The sequence below is a fragment of the Actinomadura physcomitrii genome, assembly GCF_008923205.2.
GTDB lineage: Bacteria > Actinomycetota > Actinomycetes > Streptosporangiales > Streptosporangiaceae > Spirillospora > Spirillospora physcomitrii.
The window spans coordinates 42,510-59,110 of sequence record NZ_WBMS02000048.1 but is presented as its reverse complement, the minus strand read 5'-3'; the positions used below and the strand labels follow the sequence as shown (position 1 = coordinate 59,110).

The window sequence follows — 16,601 nt, the reverse complement described above, 5'->3', positions numbered from 1 at the left end:
TGATCATCCGGTACGGGGGTAGATCATCGACGGGGTGATCCCAGTACGCAGTCCATCGGGGGGACGATCGTCATGCGAGCCATCGCCGTGTCCGAGTACGGCGCCACGCCGGCGCCCACGCACCTGCCGCGGCCGGAGCCCGGCCCCGGCGAGATCCTCGTCAAGATGATCGCGGCGGGGCTCAACCCGGTCGACTGGAAGATCGCCGACGGGATGCTGAAGGACGCGGTGGAGGCGCGCTTCCCGCTGATCCTCGGCCAGGACGGCGCGGGCGTCGTCGAGGCCGTCGGCCCGGGCGTCACCCGGATGGGGCGGGGCGAGCAGGTGTACGGGCTGTTCCGCGACGTCGAGCGCGGTATCGGCAGCTACGCCGAGTACGTGCCGGTCCGTGAGGACGGCCCGGTCGCCCGGATGCCCGCCGGGATGATCTACACGCAGGCCGCGGCGGTGCCGACGGCCTGCGGCACCGCCATGGCGATGGTGGACGAGGCGGAGCTCGACGGCGGGCAGACCGTCCTGGTCGTCGGCGCGACCGGCGGGGTCGGCCAGGCGCTGGTGCAGCTCGCCGCGCTCACCGGCGCGAAGGTGATCGCCACGGCCCGCGACGACATGGCGGGCACGATCCGCCGCCTCGGCGCGGACGAGACCGTCGACCACTCCGCCGGCGACCTGAACGACCAGGTGCTCCGCGTCCACGACGACGGCATCGACGCGATCCTCGACGTGGCCAGCGACACGCAGGGCACCGAGCGCCTCGCGCAGCTCCTGCGGCCCGGCGGCACCTACGTCAGCACGACGTGGTCGGTGAACCCCGACGTCATGGAGGCGCAGGGGCACCGCGGCGTCAACCACGTCGGCGCGCCGTCCGCCGAGCTGCTGGACCGGCTGTCCGACCTCATCGACGCGGGCGAGCTGCGGGTGACGGTCGAGCGCGAGGTGCCCCTCGAGGCGGCGGGCGACGCGCTCGCCGACAACCGCGCGGGCGGGGCGCGCGGCAAGACGGTGATCCGGATCTGAGGTGATCGCGGGCGCCAGGCGGGCATGCAGCCCGGAACAGAACCCCCGTTAGGAGATCCACATGAACGACGACGAGAAGCGCGCACGCATCCGCGACCTCGACGCGAACATCTCCCGGCTGCGCTCCGAGCTGCCGGCCCCGTCGGCGGACGCCACCGACTTCGTCGACGCCGGCCAGAACCTCGCCGCCCGCGAGGAGCTCGGCGGGCAGATCGAGGCGCTGGAGAACGAGCGCCACCGCCTCCGCGACGAACTGGGCGAGGGGTAGCCGCCCGGGCTGCGGCCAATATGCGCGGCGGGACCCGGTCCGCCTACCGGCCGAGGCTGGGGGTTCCGGCGGAGCCCTTCCTGGGCAGGCGCAGGACGAAACGGGCGCCCTCGTCGTCGGCGCGGCGGTCGGCGAGGACCAGCGAGCCGCCGTGCGCGGCGGCGATGTCGCGGGAGATGGCGAGGCCGAGGCCGGTGCCGCCGGCGTCGCGGTGCCGGCCCTCGGTGAGCCGGGTGAAGCGCTCGAAGACCCGCTCGCGGTCCTCCGGGTGGATGCCGAGGCCGTCGTCGATCACCTCCACGACGGCGGTCGCCGGCTCCTCGGCGCCGACGATCACGGTGACCGCGGCTCGCGCGTGCCGGTCGGCGTTGTCGATCAGGTTGGTGAGCAGCCGGGCCAGCTCGGAGCGCCCCCCGGCCACCGTCACCGGGCCCTCCGACAGGACGGTGACCCGGGCGCGCCGGGGGCGGCGCAGCACCTCCTGGTCGGCCAGCTCGGTCAGGTCCACGGCCTCGCGCGGGAAGTTGCGGTCGGCCTCCAGCCGGGCCAGCGCGAGCAGGTCGTCGACGACGGCCCCCAGCCGGTCGGTGTTGTTGAGCAGGGCGCGCAGCGTGTCGGGCAGGTCGGTGGCGTCGGGGTCGGCGAGCGCCAACTCCAGCTCCATCCGGAGCCCGGCGAGGGGGCTGCGCAGCTCGTGCGAGACGTCGACGACGAACGCGCGCTGCCGGGCCACCGCCTCCTCCAGCCGGTCCAGGGTGGCGTTGATGCTGTCGGCGAGCACCGCGATCTCGTCGCGCCGGCCCGGGACGGGGACGCGGCGCTGGATGTCGGTGGCGGTGATCTCGTCCAGCTCCCGGCGGATCGCCTCGACCGAGCGCAGCGCCTGGCTCGCCGACAGCCACGTCCCGTACCCGGCGAGCCCGGTGACGGCGGGGATGCCGACCGCCAGCAGCGCCGCGAGCAGCGGCCGCGGGAACAGGCCGGGCTCGGGCGCGAGCGTGTAGACGAACTGCTCGCCGGGCCCGGGGAGGCCCACCCGGTACTCGACGATCTGGAAGCACGGCCCGCCGGGCGCGTCGACGGCGCAGCTGCGGCCGGTGCGGCTGTCGTCGCCCGGCGGGGGGCGCGGGAACGCCAGCGGCGGGCGGCCCTGCATCCCGCTGCTCGCCGCGACGACGCGGTGCCGGCCGTCGACGACCTGCGCGAGCGTGTCGTCCACCGGGTAGATGCGCGGGACCGGCAGCGCGCCGGCGTGGATCAGCGTGGAGATGCGCCGGCCCTCGCGGGACAGCTCCTCGCCGAGGTCGCCCTTCACGTCCTGCCTGATCAGCACCGCGAAGATCAGGTACAGGACGGTGGACAGCAGGAACGCCGCGAGCGCCGCCGTCACCGTCACCCGGAACCGGACCCGCGAGCCGTGCAGCGCGACCCGCCACACCCAGCGGGTCAGGACCGCTGCGGCACGGCGGAGCCGAACACCGATGACGACCTCCCGGGTATGTTGCCGATACCCGGTGTTTCTTACCTGAGCAGGGCAAACGCGACCGTGGGCGGCGGGTAAAAGATCGGTCGCCCCGCCAGCCCCCTGCCCGTCAGTCCTCCAGCCCCCAGCGGCGGCGGACGGCCCGGTCCAGCACCCCGAACAGCTGGTCGATGACGATCCCGATCACCAGGATGACGATCATGTAGGAGATCATGTCGGCGGTGTTGTTGAACTCGCGGGCCTGCGACAGCAGCACGCCCAGCGAGGTGGTGCTGCCGATGATCACCAGCAGCTCGCCGGCCATCAGGCTGCGCCAGGCGAACGCCCAGCCCTGCTTGAGCCCCGCGATGAACGACGGCAGCGACGCGGGCAGCACCAGGTGCCGGTACAGCAGGAGCCCGCGCAGCCCCATCACCTTCCCGGCGCGCAGCAGGATCGGCGGGGTGTAGTCGACGCCCGCGATCAGCCCGTTGGCGATGGACGGCGCCGCGCCGAGCACCACCACGAACAGGATCGCGCTCTCGCTCAGCTTGAACAGCAGGATGGCGAGCGGGAACCAGGCGATCGACGGCATCGTCTGCAGCCCGGTGATCAGCGAGCCGAACGCGCGGCGCAGCACCCGGAACTGCGACACGAGCCCGCCGATGACGACGCCGACCGCGATCGACAGCGCGAACCCGATGATCGCGCGCCGCATCGTCAGCGCGACGGCCTTCCAGAACCGCGACGAGGTGACCTGGTCCCACAGCACCGGGAAGGTGTCGCGGGGGCCGGGCAGCACCCACGGCTCCTTCCAGCCGCTCCACACGACCGCCTGCCAGGCCAGCAGCGCGATCACGACGGCGGCGAGCATCGGCCAGGCGGCGGACCAGGTCCGCTGCGCCAGCCGCCGGCCGGTGCCGCCGCCGAGCTCCAGCGCGTCGAGGCCGGCGAGCTCGCGGTTCAGCCGGTCGGCCGCCGGCGCCTCGCCCGCGGCGGTGTCCGCGGCGGTGCCGGGCGCGGTGTCGGGCGGCGGGGCGTCGTTCCTGCTGGTCGTGTCATGCGCCATGGCGTCCGACCTCCTCGCGCAGCCGATCGGTGATGGCGGCGGCGAGCGAGGCCACCTCGGTGGAGTCGATCCGGCGCGGCCGGTCCATCGGGACGGGGAACTCCTCGACGACCCGCCCCGGCCGGCTGCTGAGCAGCACCACCCGGTCGCCGAGCCGGACGGCCTCGCGGACGTTGTGCGTGACGAACAGCACCGACAGGGCGCGCTGCCGCCAGATCCGCTCGATCTCGTCGTGCAGCAGGTCGCGGGTCATCGCGTCGAGGGCGCCGAACGGCTCGTCCATCAGCAGCACGGTGCCCTGCCCGCCGTCGGTGTCGTCCTCGGTGAGGGCCAGGGCGCGGGCGAGCGCGACGCGCTGGCGCATGCCGCCGGACAGCTGGTGCGGGCGCTTGCGCGCGAACCCGCCGAGGTGCACCGAGTCGAGCAGCTCGGCGGCGCGGGGCCGCCGCCCGGCGCGGGGGACGCCGCGCATCTTCAGCGCCAGCTCGATGTTCGCGGTGACGGTCAGCCACGGGAACAGCGCGGGCTCCTGGAACATCAGCGCGACCCGCGCGTCCTCGGTGTCGATCGTCCCGGCGCTGACCTTGTCGAGCCCGGCGACGAGGTTCAGCAGCGTGCTCTTGCCGCATCCGGACGCGCCGAGCAGGCAGACGAACTCGCCGGGCGCGACGTCCAGCGACACCTGGTCGAGCGCGAGCAGCCTGGTCTTGCCGGATCCGAACGCCTTGGAGACGCCACGGAGCCGGACCGCTGCCGCGGTCCGGCTCGGGGCGGCCGTAACGGCCTCTGTCATTTGTCGCTGACCTGTGCCTTCCCGCTCGCCTTGAGCACGTCGTTGAGGGGGCCGAGGCTGTAGATCCCGTTCAGGTCCGTCTTCTGCAGCAGCCCGATCTGCTCGGCGTGCTGGGCGCCCGCGGTCAGCGAGGAGGCGACCGGGTCGACGGTGAAGGTGATCGACTTGAACGCGGAGTCCAGGACGTCCTGCTTGAGCGGCTTGCCGCTCAGCTTGGTGAGCGCGTCGTTGGTGACCTTCTCGGCGTCGGCCTTGTTCTGGTTGATGTAGTCGGTGGCCTCGACGACGCCCTCCAGGAGCTTCTTCACCTCGTCCGGGTGCTTCTTCTCGAACTCCTGGCTGACGATCAGGTTGGTGATGACGAACTTGCCGCCGGGCCACAGCGACGCCTCGTCCAGCAGCTTGACGCCCTTGTCCTCGAGGATCAGCCGGGAGGCGTAGGGCTCGGGGACCCAGGCGCCGTCGATGGTGCCCTGCTGGAAGGTCTGCAGGGTCTGCGCGTTCTCCTGCGGGACGATCTTGACGTCGCCGCTGCCGTCCTTGTTCGCGGTGAGGCCCTGCTGCTTGAGCCAGTAGCGGACGGCGACGTCCTGGGTGTTGCCGAGCTGCGGGGTGGCGATCTTCTTGCCCTTGAGGTCCTGGGCGCTCTTGATCCCCGGCTTGACGATCAGCGAGACGCCGCCGGACGCCGCGCCGGAGATGATGTGCACCGCCTTGCCGTGGGACTGCGCCCAGGCGTTGATGGACGGGTTCGGGCCGACGAAGGTCGCGTCGAGCGCGCCGGAGAACAGCGCCTCGACGGCGGCGGGCCCGGCGTTGAAGGTCGCGGTCTTCGGCGCCTTGCCGAGGTGCTTGGCGAAGATCCCCTTCTCGACGCCGACGAGCGCGGTGGCGTGCGTGATGTTCGGGAAGTACCCGAGCCTGAGCTGGGCGTCCGCACCGGACTTCCCGTCGCCGCCATCGTCGCCGCAGGCACCGAGCGTCCCCGCGCCGGCCAGGACGATCAGTGCCGCGGCCGCCGCGCGCCATCGGAGTCTGCGATGCATTGTCACTTATCCCTACTTATCATGTGTGTTTGACGTGCTTAGTAGATAAGGTCGGCAATGATTCCGTCAAGTCGCTTGCGCGGCACGGTCGTGTAACGGCGGCCGCCGCCGAACGGCGAGCCAGTTGGGCGGCCCGGGGGGCGCGCGGGATAGGCTCGGTGACCGCACCATCTGTCCCGTACCACCAGGGGGTTGCCCGTGTCGTCCATCGAGGCCGTACTCGCCCGGGAGATCCTTGACTCCCGCGGCAATCCGACCGTCGAGGTCGAGGTACTGCTCGCCGACGGGACCGAGGCCCGCGCCGCCGTCCCGAGCGGCGCCTCCACCGGGCAGTTCGAGGCCGTCGAGCTGCGCGACAAGGACGAGCGGTACGGCGGCAAGGGCGTCCGCAAGGCCGTCAAGGCCGTCAACGAGACCATCGACGAGAAGCTCGTCGGCTACCCCGCCTCCGACCAGCGTCTGATCGACCAGCTGCTCATCGACCTGGACGGCACGCCGGCCAAGTCCGAGCTCGGCGCCAACGCGATCCTCGGCGTCAGTCTCGCCGTCGCCAAGGCCGCCGCCGACTCCGCCGGGCTGCCGCTGTTCCGCTACGTCGGCGGCCCGAACGCGCACCTGCTGCCCGTCCCGATGATGAACATCCTGAACGGCGGCGCGCACGCCGACAGCAACGTCGACGTCCAGGAGTTCATGATCGCGCCGATCGGCGCGGCGACCTTCGCCGAGGCGCTGCGCTGGGGCGCCGAGACCTACCACGCGCTGAAGTCGGTGCTGAAGTCGCGCGGGCTGAACACCGGCCTCGGCGACGAGGGCGGCTTCGCGCCCGACCTGCCGAGCAACCGCGACGCGCTCGACCTGATCGTCGAGGCGATCGGCAAGGCCGGCTTCACCCCCGGCCGCGACATCGCGCTCGCCCTCGACGTCGCCGCCAGCGAGTTCCACGCCGACGGCCAGTACGCCTTCGAGGGCACCAAGCGCTCGTCCGACGACATGGCCGCCTACTACGGCGAGCTGCTCGGCAACTACCCGCTCGTCTCCATCGAGGACCCGCTCGACGAGGAGGACTGGACGGGCTGGGAGGGCCTCACCGCCGCCGTCGGCGACCGCGTCCAGATCGTCGGCGACGACCTGTTCGTCACCAACCCCGAGCGGCTCGGCCGCGGCATCGAGGCCGGCGCCGCGAACGCGCTGCTGGTCAAGGTCAACCAGATCGGCACGCTCAGCGAGACGCTCGACGCGGTGTCGCTCGCGCAGACCAGCGGCTACCGCTGCATGATGAGCCACCGGTCCGGCGAGACCGAGGACACCACGATCGCCGACCTCGCCGTCGCGACCAACTGCGGCCAGATCAAGACCGGCGCCCCGGCCCGCAGCGACCGCGTCGCCAAGTACAACCAGCTGCTGCGCATCGAGGAGCTGCTGGACGACGCGGCCCGCTACGCCGGCGCCGCCGCGTTCCCGCGCTTCGCCGCGCAGGGCGCCTGACGGGCCGATGTCCCGGGACGAGCGGGACGACCCCCGGGGAGAGGACTCCCCGGGGGACGGCGCGTGCCGCACCAGCCCGGCGCTGACCGGCCGCGCCGCGATCCTCGCGGTGGTGATGTGCGCGATCGCGCTGAGCCTCGCCTACCCTGTGCGCGAGTACATCGCGCAGCGCAAGGAGATCTCCGATCTCCAGCGCGAGCAGGCCGCCGCACGTAAAAAGGTGGACGAACTCGCCCAACGCAAGCGGCAACTGGGGGACAAGTCGTACATTGAGCGTGAGGCGACGCGAAGGCTCCACTACTGCCGTCCGGACGTGACGTGCTACATCGTGCTGGACGGCGGAGGGGAAGACGGGCGCAAGGCCCGCAGCGACGGTCCGGCGAGCCGGCCGCCGTGGTATGAGACGTTGTGGCGGTCGGTGGAGACCGCCGACAGGCCGCGCTGATCCCGTTCCGCGGCGGGCGGCCGCGACCGGCGGGTGGGGCCGGGCGCGGACGGCCGGCGGCGCGGCAGGCCGACACGGATCGCGGGATCCGCGGGTGGGGACGAATGATCGACGAACGTTGCACAGGGGCATCCGGGGGAGCGCTCCCCAGGGCCGGGACCGGGACCGCCGCGACGGCCCGGACGGTCGGGGCGGCGGCCCCGGCGCGCGAGCCGGCGTCTGAACCGGCGTCCGAGCGGGACGTCGCGGCGGTGGCGGCGCAGCTCGGCCGCGAGCCGCGCGGCATCCGCGGGGTCGCCTACCGCTGCCCGTGCGGGCTGCCGGCGGTGCTGGAGACGGCGCCGCGGCTGCCCGACGGCACCCCGTTCCCGACGCTGTTCTACCTGACCTGCCCGAAGGCGGCGTCGGCGATCGGCACGCTGGAGGGCAGCGGCGCCATGCGCGAGATGCAGGCGCGGCTCGCCGGCGACCCGGCGCTGAAGGCCGAGTACACCGCCGCCCACGAGGACTACCTGCGGCGCCGCGGCGAGGCCGCCCGCGAGGACGGCATCGAGCCGCTGCCGGAGGGGATGCAGAGCGCGGGCGGGATGCCCGAGCGGGTGAAGTGCCTGCACGCCCTGGTCGCGCACGAGCTGGCGGTGCCGGGCGGCAACCCGTTCGGCCGCGAGGCGCTGGCGGCGCTGCCCGAGTGGTGGCGCTCCGGCCCCTGCGTGTGCCCCGCCCCCGAAGACGTTCCCGACGCCGAGGAGGCCAAGTGACGCGCGTCGCCGCCATCGACTGCGGGACCAACTCGGTCCGCCTGCTGATCGCCGACATCGCCGCCGGGCCGGACGGCGGCACGCTCACCGACGTCGAGCGGCGGATGGAGATCGTCCGGCTCGGCGAGGGCGTCGACGAGACGGGCCGGCTGTCGCCCGCCGCGCTGGAGCGGACGTTCACCGCGATGCGCGGGTACGCCGAGCTGATCGAGCGGCACGGCGAGGAGGCCGGCGAGGATCCGATCAAGACCCGGGTGGTCGCCACCAGCGCCACCCGCGACGCCGCGAACCGGGCCGACTTCGTCAGCGGCGTCGTCGACATCTTCGGCGTCGTCCCCGAGGTGATCAGCGGGGACGAGGAGGCGGAGCTGTCGTTCACCGGCGCCACCCGCGAGCTCGCCGCGCTGCGCCCGGCCCGCCCCTACCTGGTCGTCGACATCGGCGGCGGGTCCACCGAGTTCGTGCTCGGCGCCTCCGCGGTCGAGGCGGCCCGGTCGGTCGACATCGGCTGCGTCCGGATGACCGAGCGGCATCTGCGCGACGGCGACCCGCCGTCCCCGGAGCAGATCTCCAACACGGTCGCCGACGTCGACGCCGCGCTCGCCGAGGTGCGCCGGACGGTCCCGGTCGACGAGGCGCGCACGCTGGTCGGGCTCGCCGGGTCCGTCACGACGGTCTCCGGCATCGCGATGGACCTGCCGGAGTACGACTCGGCCCGGATCCACCTGTCCCGCGTCACCGCCGCGCAGGTGCACGAGGTGACCCGGCGGCTGCTGCACGCGACGCGGGCCGAGCGCGCCGAGATCGGCGTCATGCACCCGGGCCGGGTGGACGTGATCGGTGCGGGCGCGCTGATCCTGGACCGGATCATGCGGGAGTACGGGTTCGGCGCGGTCGTGGTCAGCGAGCGCGACATCCTTGACGGGATCGCCTGGTCGCTGGTCTGACGCCCGCGCCCCCGGCCGGCCCCGGTCAGCCCTTCAGGGCGGACAGCAGCGCGGGGATCAGCACCGCGTTCGGGTTCTGCTGCGGGACGTACAGGACCGGCGAGGGGCTGCCGGCCTGCCGGATCCAGACCCGGCCGCCGTCGACGACGGCACCGGAGATCGACGCCCAGCTCAGCGACACCCGGTCGCCGCGCACGCCGCCCGGATGCACGGTGAGGCCCTGCGCCACGTCCACCGACTCGCCGGCCCGCACATGCCCGGCCAGCTCGGCGACCAGCCGCGGCTCCGCGCAGGCCTGGCATAACTGGATCAGTCGCCCCCAGACCGTCTCCGGCTCGACCGTCCCGCCCGCCTCGATGACGACCTCGACGCGCGGGCCGCCGTAGAACGGGTAGCGGCCGGCCTGGAAGATCCACCGGGTGCCGGGCGCCTGGCCGGATCCGGCCGCGATCTGCGCGGCCCAGTAGGCGACCCACTCGACGTGCGGCCACGCCAGCGCCGCCTGCCCGTAGGCGACGCCCCGCTCGTCGGCCTCCAGGCGCACCCCGTGCACGGTGGCCGCGACGCCCTGCAGGGCGGGCGGCCCGCCCCACGAGGGCTGCCCCCCGTACCCGGCGTACGGGTCGGGCTGCTGCCGGTACCCCTGCTCTGACGTGCGAGGACGCGGCGGCCGGTCGGGCTCGGGGTTGAGCCGGTCGGTCCAGGTCCGGCCGTCCCACCAGCGCAGGCTGCCGGTTCCGTAGGGGTCGGGATACCAGCCCGGTTGCGACAAGGCATGCCTCCGCTCGGCAATGGCGCAACGCCGGACGCCCCGCGCCCCCGACCGGCGGAACCGCATCGTACCGAGGGCCGTCGCCGGGGCGTGCGAGGATCGACGGCATGACCGATGCGCGCGCGCCCTACGTGCCACCTGGGACGGGATGGCCCGATGACCCCGCCGCCCCGGACACGCCCGTCGCGCACGGCGCCGGCGAGGTGATCGAGCTCGCCGCCGGCGCGCCGGACCTCGCGGAGCTGTGCGCGCGGCAGTCGGTCTGCCGGGCGTGCGACCGGCTGGTGGCGTGGCGGGAGAAGGTCGCGGTGGAGCGGCGCCGCGCGTTCGCCGCCGAGGAGTACTGGGGGCGGCCGATCCCCGGCTGGGGCGACCCGGAGCCGCGCGTCCTCATCGTCGGGCTGGCGCCGGCGGCGCACGGCGGCAACCGCACCGGGCGGATCTTCACCGGCGACCGGTCGGGCGACTGGCTGTTCGCGTCGCTGCACCGGGTGGGGCTGGCGGCGCAGGCCACGAGCGTGCACGCGGGCGACGGGCAGCGGCTGATCGGCGCGCGGATGGCCGCGACCGTGCGGTGCGCGCCGCCCGACAACAAGCCGACGCCGCTGGAGCGCACGACGTGCCTGCCATGGCTGGCGCGCGAGGTCGAGGACGTCGCGCGGAGCGTCCGCTGCATCGTGTGCCTGGGCGGGTTCGCCTGGCAGGGCGTGTGGCCCGCGCTGAAGCAGGCGGGGTACGACGTGCCGCGGCCGCGCCCGAAGTTCGGGCACGGCGCGGAGGTCGAGCTGGCGCCGCCGCCGTCGGCGGCCCGCCGGGATCCGGTGCTGCTGCTCGGCTGCTACCACCCGAGCCAGCAGAACACCTTCACCGGCCGGGTCACCGAGGACATGCTCGACGCGGTCTTCGTACGCGCCCGCGACTACGACTAGCGCCTACCAGCGCCGTGTCCGGGCGGCGGCGGGTCACATTTTGCCGAGCTTGATCGGCGTGAGGCGGATCTGGCCCTGCTGGCAGACCGGGCCGCCGATCCAGTTCACGCTGAGGTGCGTCGTCTGGTTCGGCGGGATGATGTGCAGCGCCCTGGCGGTGGGCTGGCACTGGGCGCCCTGGTCGTCGCCGTCGCCGGGGATGACACCCCAGTGCAGCTGCTCGTAGGCGGACGCGCCGGCCGGGATCGTGATCGTGCGGGCGGTGCCCTCGCGGACGACCTTCGTCGGCAGCGCGCCGCTCGCGTTGACGAGGCCGAGCCCCGACCAGCCGCCGGTCGTGCAGGCCGTCCCGGAGTTGTTGGTCAGCTGGAGCGTTCCGTACCGCTGCCCCGCGCCCGGGTCGCCGTTGGCGTACGCGGAGGCGTGGAGGTCGGAGGTCGTGCAGTGCCGCGTCCCGGAGGCGCCGTGCGGGCGCGCTCCGGTGCCGCTTCCGGACGTCGTCGAGGTCCCGCTTCCCCCCGCGGGTGCGCTACTGTGTGACGATCCGGCGTTCTCGGTGGACGAGCTGGGGCTGGCGCTGAAACTGGCGTCGCATCCGGTGAGGGCAGCGGCCAGTGCGGCGGCGGCCAGAGTTCCCCAGATGATTCGTTGCATGCTCGCGCATCCCCTTCGCGGTGGCGGGAGTCGTCGACGGTGGGGCAGGGCCTTGGCCAAGCGGGCCTCTGGTGGGTGATGGCCGGCCCCTGTTCCCGGTCATCGCCGAGGTCGCTTGGCGCCCCCGTCCGGCCCTGTCCCGGTCCGTCCTCTCTCTGGTGGGTACGTACGGTGAGATGCCGGGCCGTCCGGGGAAGTTCGCGCCGTTGGACGATCTTTCCGCTGTGACGCGTTCGGCGTGATCCATTGGCGTATGCGGGTATCGGTCCCGTTATGCCTTCCGAGCGCAAGCACATCGTGATCGTCGGCGGCGGCTACGTCGGCATGTACACGGCCCTGCGGCTGCAGAAGCGGCTGCGCGGCGAGCTGCGGCGCGGCGAGATCGCCGTCACCGTCATCGACCCCCAGTCCTACATGACCTACCAGCCGTTCCTGCCGGAGGCGGCGGCCGGGAACCTGGAGCCGAGGCACGTCGTCGCGCCGCTGCGCCGCGTCCTGCCGCGCTGCCGGATCGTCACGGGCTACGTCACGAAGATCGATCACGCCTCGCGCAGCGTGACCCTCCGCCCGGCCGGCACGCGGACCGCCGGGGTGCCGGAGCGGACGATCGGCTACGACCTGCTCGTGGTGGCGCTCGGCTCGATCTCCCGCACGCTGCCCGTCCCGGGCCTCGCCGACTGCGGGATCGGCTTCAAGACCGTCGAGGAGGCCATCTTCCTGCGCAACCACGTGCTGCACCAGCTCGACATCGCCGCGGCCAACCCCGGCGACGAGGAGGTGCGGCGGCGGGCCCTGACGTTCGTGTTCGTCGGCGCCGGGTTCGCCGGCATCGAGGCGCTCGCCGAGCTGGAGGACCTGGCCCGCGACGCGTGCAAGATCTACCCGGACCTGGACGCGTCCGACATGCGCTGGATGATGGTCGAGGCGACCGACCGGATCCTGCCGGAGGTCGGCCCCGAGATGGGCCGGTGGACGACCGAGGCGCTGCGCCGCCGCGGCATCGAGGTGAAGCTGAAGACGATGCTGAAGTCCGCGGAGCAGCGGCACATCGTGCTGAGCGACGGCGAGGAGTTCGACGCCGACACCCTCGTCTGGACCGCCGGCGTGAAGCCGCACCCCGTCGTCAAGGCCAGTGACCTGCCGCTGGACGACAAGAGCCGGATCAAGACGACCGACGAGCTGACCGTCGAGGGCCTCGACGGCGTCTACGCGGCCGGGGACAACGCGGCCGTCCCGGACCGGTCCGGCTTCGCCGAGTTCACCGCGCCGAACGCGCAGCACGCGGTGCGGCAGGCCAAGCGGCTGGGCGACAACATCGTCGCGGACCTGCGCGGCAGGCCCCGCAAGCCCTACGAGCACAAGTACGTCGGGTCCGTCGCGAGCCTCGGCCTGCACAAGGGCGTCGCGAACGTCTACGGGCTGAAGCTGCGCGGGCTGCCCGCGTGGGTCATGCACCGCACCTACCACCTGTCGCGGATGCCGACCGTCAACCGGAAGCTCCGCATCACCGCGGACTGGACGCTCGCGCTGTTCTTCCGGCGCGAGATCGTCTCGCTGGGCGAGCTGGAGTGGCCGCGGCAGGAGTTCGAGCTCGCCGCGGGCCGGACCACCGAGGACAACTAGGAGCCCTGGTCAGCGCGGTGCCGGCCCCGGGCGCCCGCTCGGCGGCACGCGCCCCGGGACGCGTCCGCAAGGCCGTGTCGCGGGGCGCCGCCCCGGTATGATGACGCCGCCCCTGTAGCCCAATGGCAGAGGCGGGCTCCCTAAAAGAGCCATTGTGTCGGTTCGAGTCCGACCAGGGGCACCCGCGCGCGCATCGATCAGCCCCTCGCCGCGGCCGGCGAGGGGCTGATCGCGCGTGGGATCTCTGCGCCAGGGTCGTGGCGGCTGCTCGCGCGCAGCGGCACGACGGCGGGGGCGTCCGTTGGCGGGATCCCACCAGGTCCGTATGGAGTTCGACCGTATGCGGTTGTCCGGCGGCTCGCGCAGCGCGTTCAGTAGTGGCGCGCGCGGCGCGCCCGCTCGTGCTCGCGGACGAGAGCGGCGGCGTAGCCGTGCGAGAGGTTGTGCTCGTCGGCCAGCCAGCTGCTCCGTTCCTCGCAGCGGGTGAAAGAGGGACCGTTCTCGATCGTGGAGAACCACTCGGGGAGGTCACGTCCTGTGACCAACGGGATGCGGGCGATCAGCTTGCTGTGCGTCTCCGGCGAGTGGTTCAGTGACAATTGGCACCTCCAGGTCGCGGGGCTCTTCCTGGCACTCTGCAACACCGGCCCGTATGTGACAACCCCCTAACGGGGACCTATCTTTTACGTTACGTAGATCATTCGTAACGGGGAAGTCCTCCGGAAAACGCGCAGGTGGCCCGCACCGGCGCCGGAGCGCTCGGTACGGGCCGACGCGGGGCCGCAGGGGGCCGCTCGTCAGGAGAGCCGCTCCACGACCATCGCCATGCCCTGGCCGCCGCCGACGCACATGGTCTCCAGCCCGAACTGCTTGTCGTGGAACTTCAGCGAGTTCACCAGCGTGGAGGTGATCCGGGCGCCGGTCATGCCGAACGGGTGGCCGACCGCGATCGCGCCGCCGTTGACGTTCAGCTTGTCGAGGTCGATGCCGAGGTCCTCGGCGGACGGCAGCACCTGCGCGGCGAACGCCTCGTTGATCTCGACGAGGTCGATGTCGCCGATGGTCATGCCGGCCTTGGCGAGGGCCTTGCGGGACGCCTCCACCGGGCCGAGGCCCATGATCTCGGGGGACAGGCCGGTGACGCCGGTCGACACGATCCGGGCCAGCGGGGTGAGGCCGAGCTCGGCGGCCTTGGTGTCGCTCATGATGACGACCGCGGCGGCGCCGTCGTTCAGCGGGCAGCAGTTGCCGGCGGTGACCGTCCCGTCCGGGCGGAACACCGGCTGGAGCTGCGACACCTTCTCGTAGGTGGTGCCGGGCCGGGGGCCGTCGTCCTTGGCCACCACGGTGCCGTCGGGCAGGGTGACGGGGGTGATGTCCTTCTCCCAGAACCCGTTGGCGAGGGCCTTCTCCGCCAGGTTCTGCGAGCGGACGCCGAACTCGTCCTGCGCCTGCCGGCTGACGCCGCGCATCCCGGCGACGTTCTCGGCGGTCTGCCCCATCGCGATGTAGATGTCGGGGACCTGGTCGTCCTGGCGCGGGTCGTGCCACACGCCGGCGCCGCCCTCGGCGGACTTGGCGGTGCGGGCCTGCGCGTCGGCGAACACCGGGTTCTGGGTGTCGGGCAGCCCGTCGCTGCTGCCCTTGGCGAACCGGCTGACGGTCTCCACCCCGGCCGAGACGATCACGTCCGCCTCGCCGGCCTTGATCGCGTGCAGCGCCATCCGGGTCGTCTGCAGCGAGGACGAGCAGTACCGGGTGATGGTCGCGCCGGGCACGTTGTCCCAGCCGAGCAGCACCGACACGACGCGGGCCATGTTGTAGCCCTGCTCGCCGCCGGGCAGCCCGCAGCCGAGCAGCAGATCGTCGATCTGCGACGGGTCGAGCTGCGGGATCTTCGCCATCGCGGCGGTGATCATCTGGGCGGTGAGGTCGTCGGGCCGGATGTCCTTCAGCGACCCCTTGAAGGCGCGTCCGATGGGCGAGCGCGCGGTGGCGACGATGACTGCCTCGGGCATGTGCGGGTCTCCTGTCTCAGCGGCCGTCTCCGGACCCGGCGCGACCGTCGCCGCGGACGGTGTTACTCGCCGGTCACCAGCAATCTAGCTCCCGCGCCGCCCCCGCGCGCAACCCGGGCCCCCGGCTGTGTTGACGGTGAGTCCAATAAGTGTCCGCTTGCGCACCCGCGGGTGGAATCCCGGCGACTCCCGGCGCGTCAGGCGATGTCCGGCGCGACGGTCGTGGACGGCGGCGGGGTGTCGGCCGACGGCGCGGCGCGGCGGCGCAGCAGCCGCGCCCACCGCCCCCGGGGACCCCGGTCGCGGCCCGCGACGGACGCGCCCGACACCTCCGTGCCGGACACCTCCGCGGCCTCGGCCGCCGCCAGGTACACCGGCAGCACGCCCTCGCCGAGCCGCGGATCGGGCAGTGCCTCCAGGTCCGGCTCCAGGCCGAGCGCGTGCGCCATCGACGGCAGCACGGCCGCCGCGGCGGCGGCGTAGCCCCGCGCCGACGGGTGGTAGCGGTCCTCGCTGAACATCGAGATCGGGTCCGCGGCGAACTCGCGGCCCAGCAGGTCGCCGAGCGACACCGACCGCGCGCCCTGCTCCACCACCGCGATCGTCTGCGCCGCGGCCAGCTGCCGGCTCGCCCGCCGAGCGATCCACCTCAGCGGCTGCATCAGCGGCTTGATCGTGCCGAGGTCGGGGCAGGTGCCGACCACCACCTCGCAGCCCGCCGCGCGCAGCCGCACCACCGCGTCCGACAGGTACCGCACGGACGTGCCGGGCGACACCCGGCCCGTCACGTCGTTCGAGCCGATCATGATGACGGCGAGGTCCGGGCGGACCTGCAGCGCCCGGTCGGTCTGGCCCGCCAGCTCGGCGGACCGGGCGCCCGAGCGCGCCACGTTCGTCATCCGGACGGGGCGCTCCGCGATCGCCGCCAGCCCCGCCGCCAGCACCGCCCCCGGCGTCTCCTCCGCGGTGTGCACGCCGAGCCCCGCCCCGGTCGAGTCGCCCAGCATCACCAGGGACAGCGGAGGGCCGGCGAACGCCTCGCCGTACAGGCCGTCCGCCACCGGTGGATCCCCGTTCGGCGTCGCCTGGATGATCTTGCGGGCGAGCTTGGCCTCCGCCACGAGCAGCCCGAACGTGATGCCGCCGAGGGCCGTGATGCCCCCGCCTCCGTAGGCCGCGGCCGCCGCGATCCGGCGCGCCGTGAACGCTCTCAGCATGTTCGTTGACCCTCCGTGATTGAGTTGTACCCCTGCCGGGGCCGTTCGATGCCCGCGACGGCCGATCTCGGCTACCGTCGTTCCTGGGGCACCCCCGA

Annotated in this window: 17 protein-coding genes and 1 tRNA gene; 9 read left to right on the top strand and 9 right to left on the bottom strand. The window is 73.2% G+C overall.

Annotated features, from left to right (window positions below; genetic code table 11):
- Positions 1–72: 72 nt before the first annotated feature.
- A complete protein-coding gene (locus F8568_RS39220; RefSeq protein ID WP_151598684.1) occupies positions 73–1,017 on the top strand; it encodes an NADP-dependent oxidoreductase in 945 nt (314 codons plus the stop codon).
- Positions 1,018–1,078: 61 nt separating this feature from the next.
- The gene (locus F8568_RS39215) at positions 1,079–1,285 is read left to right on the top strand and encodes a hypothetical protein (RefSeq protein WP_151598683.1); all 207 of its coding nucleotides are present in this window, start codon (positions 1,079–1,081) and stop codon (positions 1,283–1,285) included.
- A 43-nt stretch (positions 1,286–1,328) separates the two neighbouring features.
- On the opposite strand, the gene F8568_RS39210 is transcribed toward F8568_RS39215, so the two are convergent.
- The 4 genes from F8568_RS39210 to F8568_RS39195 all read right to left on the bottom strand — a co-directional run bounded on the left by F8568_RS39210 (position 1,329) and on the right by F8568_RS39195 (position 5,655).
- Positions 1,329–2,723, bottom strand: coding sequence for a sensor histidine kinase (locus F8568_RS39210; RefSeq protein ID WP_151598682.1), 1,395 nt, complete (start codon positions 2,721–2,723; stop codon positions 1,329–1,331).
- 154 nt (positions 2,724–2,877) lie between these two features.
- A complete protein-coding gene (locus tag F8568_RS39205) occupies positions 2,878–3,816 on the bottom strand; it encodes an ABC transporter permease (protein WP_151598681.1) in 939 nt (312 codons plus the stop codon).
- Positions 3,806–4,609 carry an ABC transporter ATP-binding protein gene (locus tag F8568_RS39200; RefSeq protein ID WP_151598680.1) on the bottom strand — a complete coding sequence of 268 codons (804 nt, stop codon included), beginning with the start codon at positions 4,607–4,609 and terminating at the stop codon, positions 3,806–3,808. Before F8568_RS39200 ends, F8568_RS39205 begins: the two co-directional genes overlap by 11 nt.
- On the bottom strand, positions 4,606–5,655 hold the full coding sequence (locus tag F8568_RS39195; RefSeq protein WP_151598679.1) for an ABC transporter substrate-binding protein: 1,050 nt from the start codon (positions 5,653–5,655) through the stop codon (positions 4,606–4,608). The genes F8568_RS39200 and F8568_RS39195 overlap by 4 nt, the downstream gene beginning before the upstream one ends.
- 198 nt (positions 5,656–5,853) lie before the next feature.
- On the opposite strand from F8568_RS39195, the gene eno reads away from it, so the two are divergent.
- The 4 genes from eno to F8568_RS39175 all read left to right on the top strand — a co-directional run bounded on the left by eno (position 5,854) and on the right by F8568_RS39175 (position 9,290).
- Complete coding sequence (gene eno, locus F8568_RS39190; protein WP_151598678.1) at positions 5,854–7,140, top strand: phosphopyruvate hydratase; 1,287 nt, start codon at positions 5,854–5,856, stop codon at positions 7,138–7,140.
- Positions 7,141–7,147: 7 nt separating this feature from the next.
- Positions 7,148–7,585 (top strand): FtsB family cell division protein, encoded by a 438-nt coding sequence (locus F8568_RS39185; RefSeq protein ID WP_151598677.1) that lies wholly within the window; start codon positions 7,148–7,150, stop codon positions 7,583–7,585.
- Between the two features lie 104 nt (positions 7,586–7,689).
- The gene (locus tag F8568_RS39180; RefSeq protein WP_151598676.1) at positions 7,690–8,343 is read left to right on the top strand and encodes a DUF501 domain-containing protein; all 654 of its coding nucleotides are present in this window, start codon (positions 7,690–7,692) and stop codon (positions 8,341–8,343) included.
- A complete protein-coding gene (locus tag F8568_RS39175) occupies positions 8,340–9,290 on the top strand; it encodes a Ppx/GppA phosphatase family protein (protein ID WP_151598675.1) in 951 nt (316 codons plus the stop codon). The genes F8568_RS39180 and F8568_RS39175 overlap by 4 nt, the downstream gene beginning before the upstream one ends.
- 25 nt (positions 9,291–9,315) lie before the next feature.
- Here the strand turns inward: F8568_RS39175 and F8568_RS39170 are convergent, their stop codons facing one another.
- Positions 9,316–10,062 carry a DUF2510 domain-containing protein gene (locus F8568_RS39170; protein WP_202125863.1) on the bottom strand — a complete coding sequence of 249 codons (747 nt, stop codon included), beginning with the start codon at positions 10,060–10,062 and terminating at the stop codon, positions 9,316–9,318.
- Between the two features lie 107 nt (positions 10,063–10,169).
- Between F8568_RS39170 and F8568_RS39165 the strand changes: the two genes are divergently transcribed.
- Complete coding sequence (locus F8568_RS39165) at positions 10,170–10,991, top strand: uracil-DNA glycosylase (protein WP_151598673.1); 822 nt, start codon at positions 10,170–10,172, stop codon at positions 10,989–10,991.
- A 33-nt stretch (positions 10,992–11,024) separates the two neighbouring features.
- Here the strand turns inward: F8568_RS39165 and F8568_RS39160 are convergent, their stop codons facing one another.
- The gene (locus tag F8568_RS39160) at positions 11,025–11,645 is read right to left on the bottom strand and encodes a DUF4232 domain-containing protein (RefSeq protein WP_151598672.1); all 621 of its coding nucleotides are present in this window, start codon (positions 11,643–11,645) and stop codon (positions 11,025–11,027) included.
- Positions 11,646–11,918: 273 nt separating this feature from the next.
- Here F8568_RS39160 and F8568_RS39155 point away from each other — a divergent pair, with 273 nt between their 5' ends.
- Positions 11,919–13,268, top strand: a complete 1,350-nt coding sequence (locus F8568_RS39155) for an NAD(P)/FAD-dependent oxidoreductase (protein WP_151598671.1) — start codon at positions 11,919–11,921, stop codon at positions 13,266–13,268.
- Between the two features lie 108 nt (positions 13,269–13,376).
- Positions 13,377–13,449: transfer RNA gene (locus F8568_RS39150), tRNA-Leu, on the top strand.
- A 190-nt stretch (positions 13,450–13,639) separates the two neighbouring features.
- Here F8568_RS39150 and F8568_RS39145 read toward each other — a convergent pair.
- From F8568_RS39145 to F8568_RS39135, 3 genes are all read right to left on the bottom strand, one after another.
- On the bottom strand, positions 13,640–13,867 hold the full coding sequence (locus F8568_RS39145) for a DUF4287 domain-containing protein (RefSeq protein WP_151598670.1): 228 nt from the start codon (positions 13,865–13,867) through the stop codon (positions 13,640–13,642).
- 198 nt (positions 13,868–14,065) lie between these two features.
- Positions 14,066–15,286 (bottom strand): acetyl-CoA C-acetyltransferase, encoded by a 1,221-nt coding sequence (locus tag F8568_RS39140; protein WP_151598669.1) that lies wholly within the window; start codon positions 15,284–15,286, stop codon positions 14,066–14,068.
- A 197-nt stretch (positions 15,287–15,483) separates the two neighbouring features.
- Positions 15,484–16,503: an SGNH/GDSL hydrolase family protein gene (locus tag F8568_RS39135; RefSeq protein WP_151598668.1), complete on the bottom strand. Its 1,020-nt coding sequence runs from the start codon at positions 16,501–16,503 to the stop codon at positions 15,484–15,486.
- Positions 16,504–16,601 lie beyond the last annotated feature (98 nt).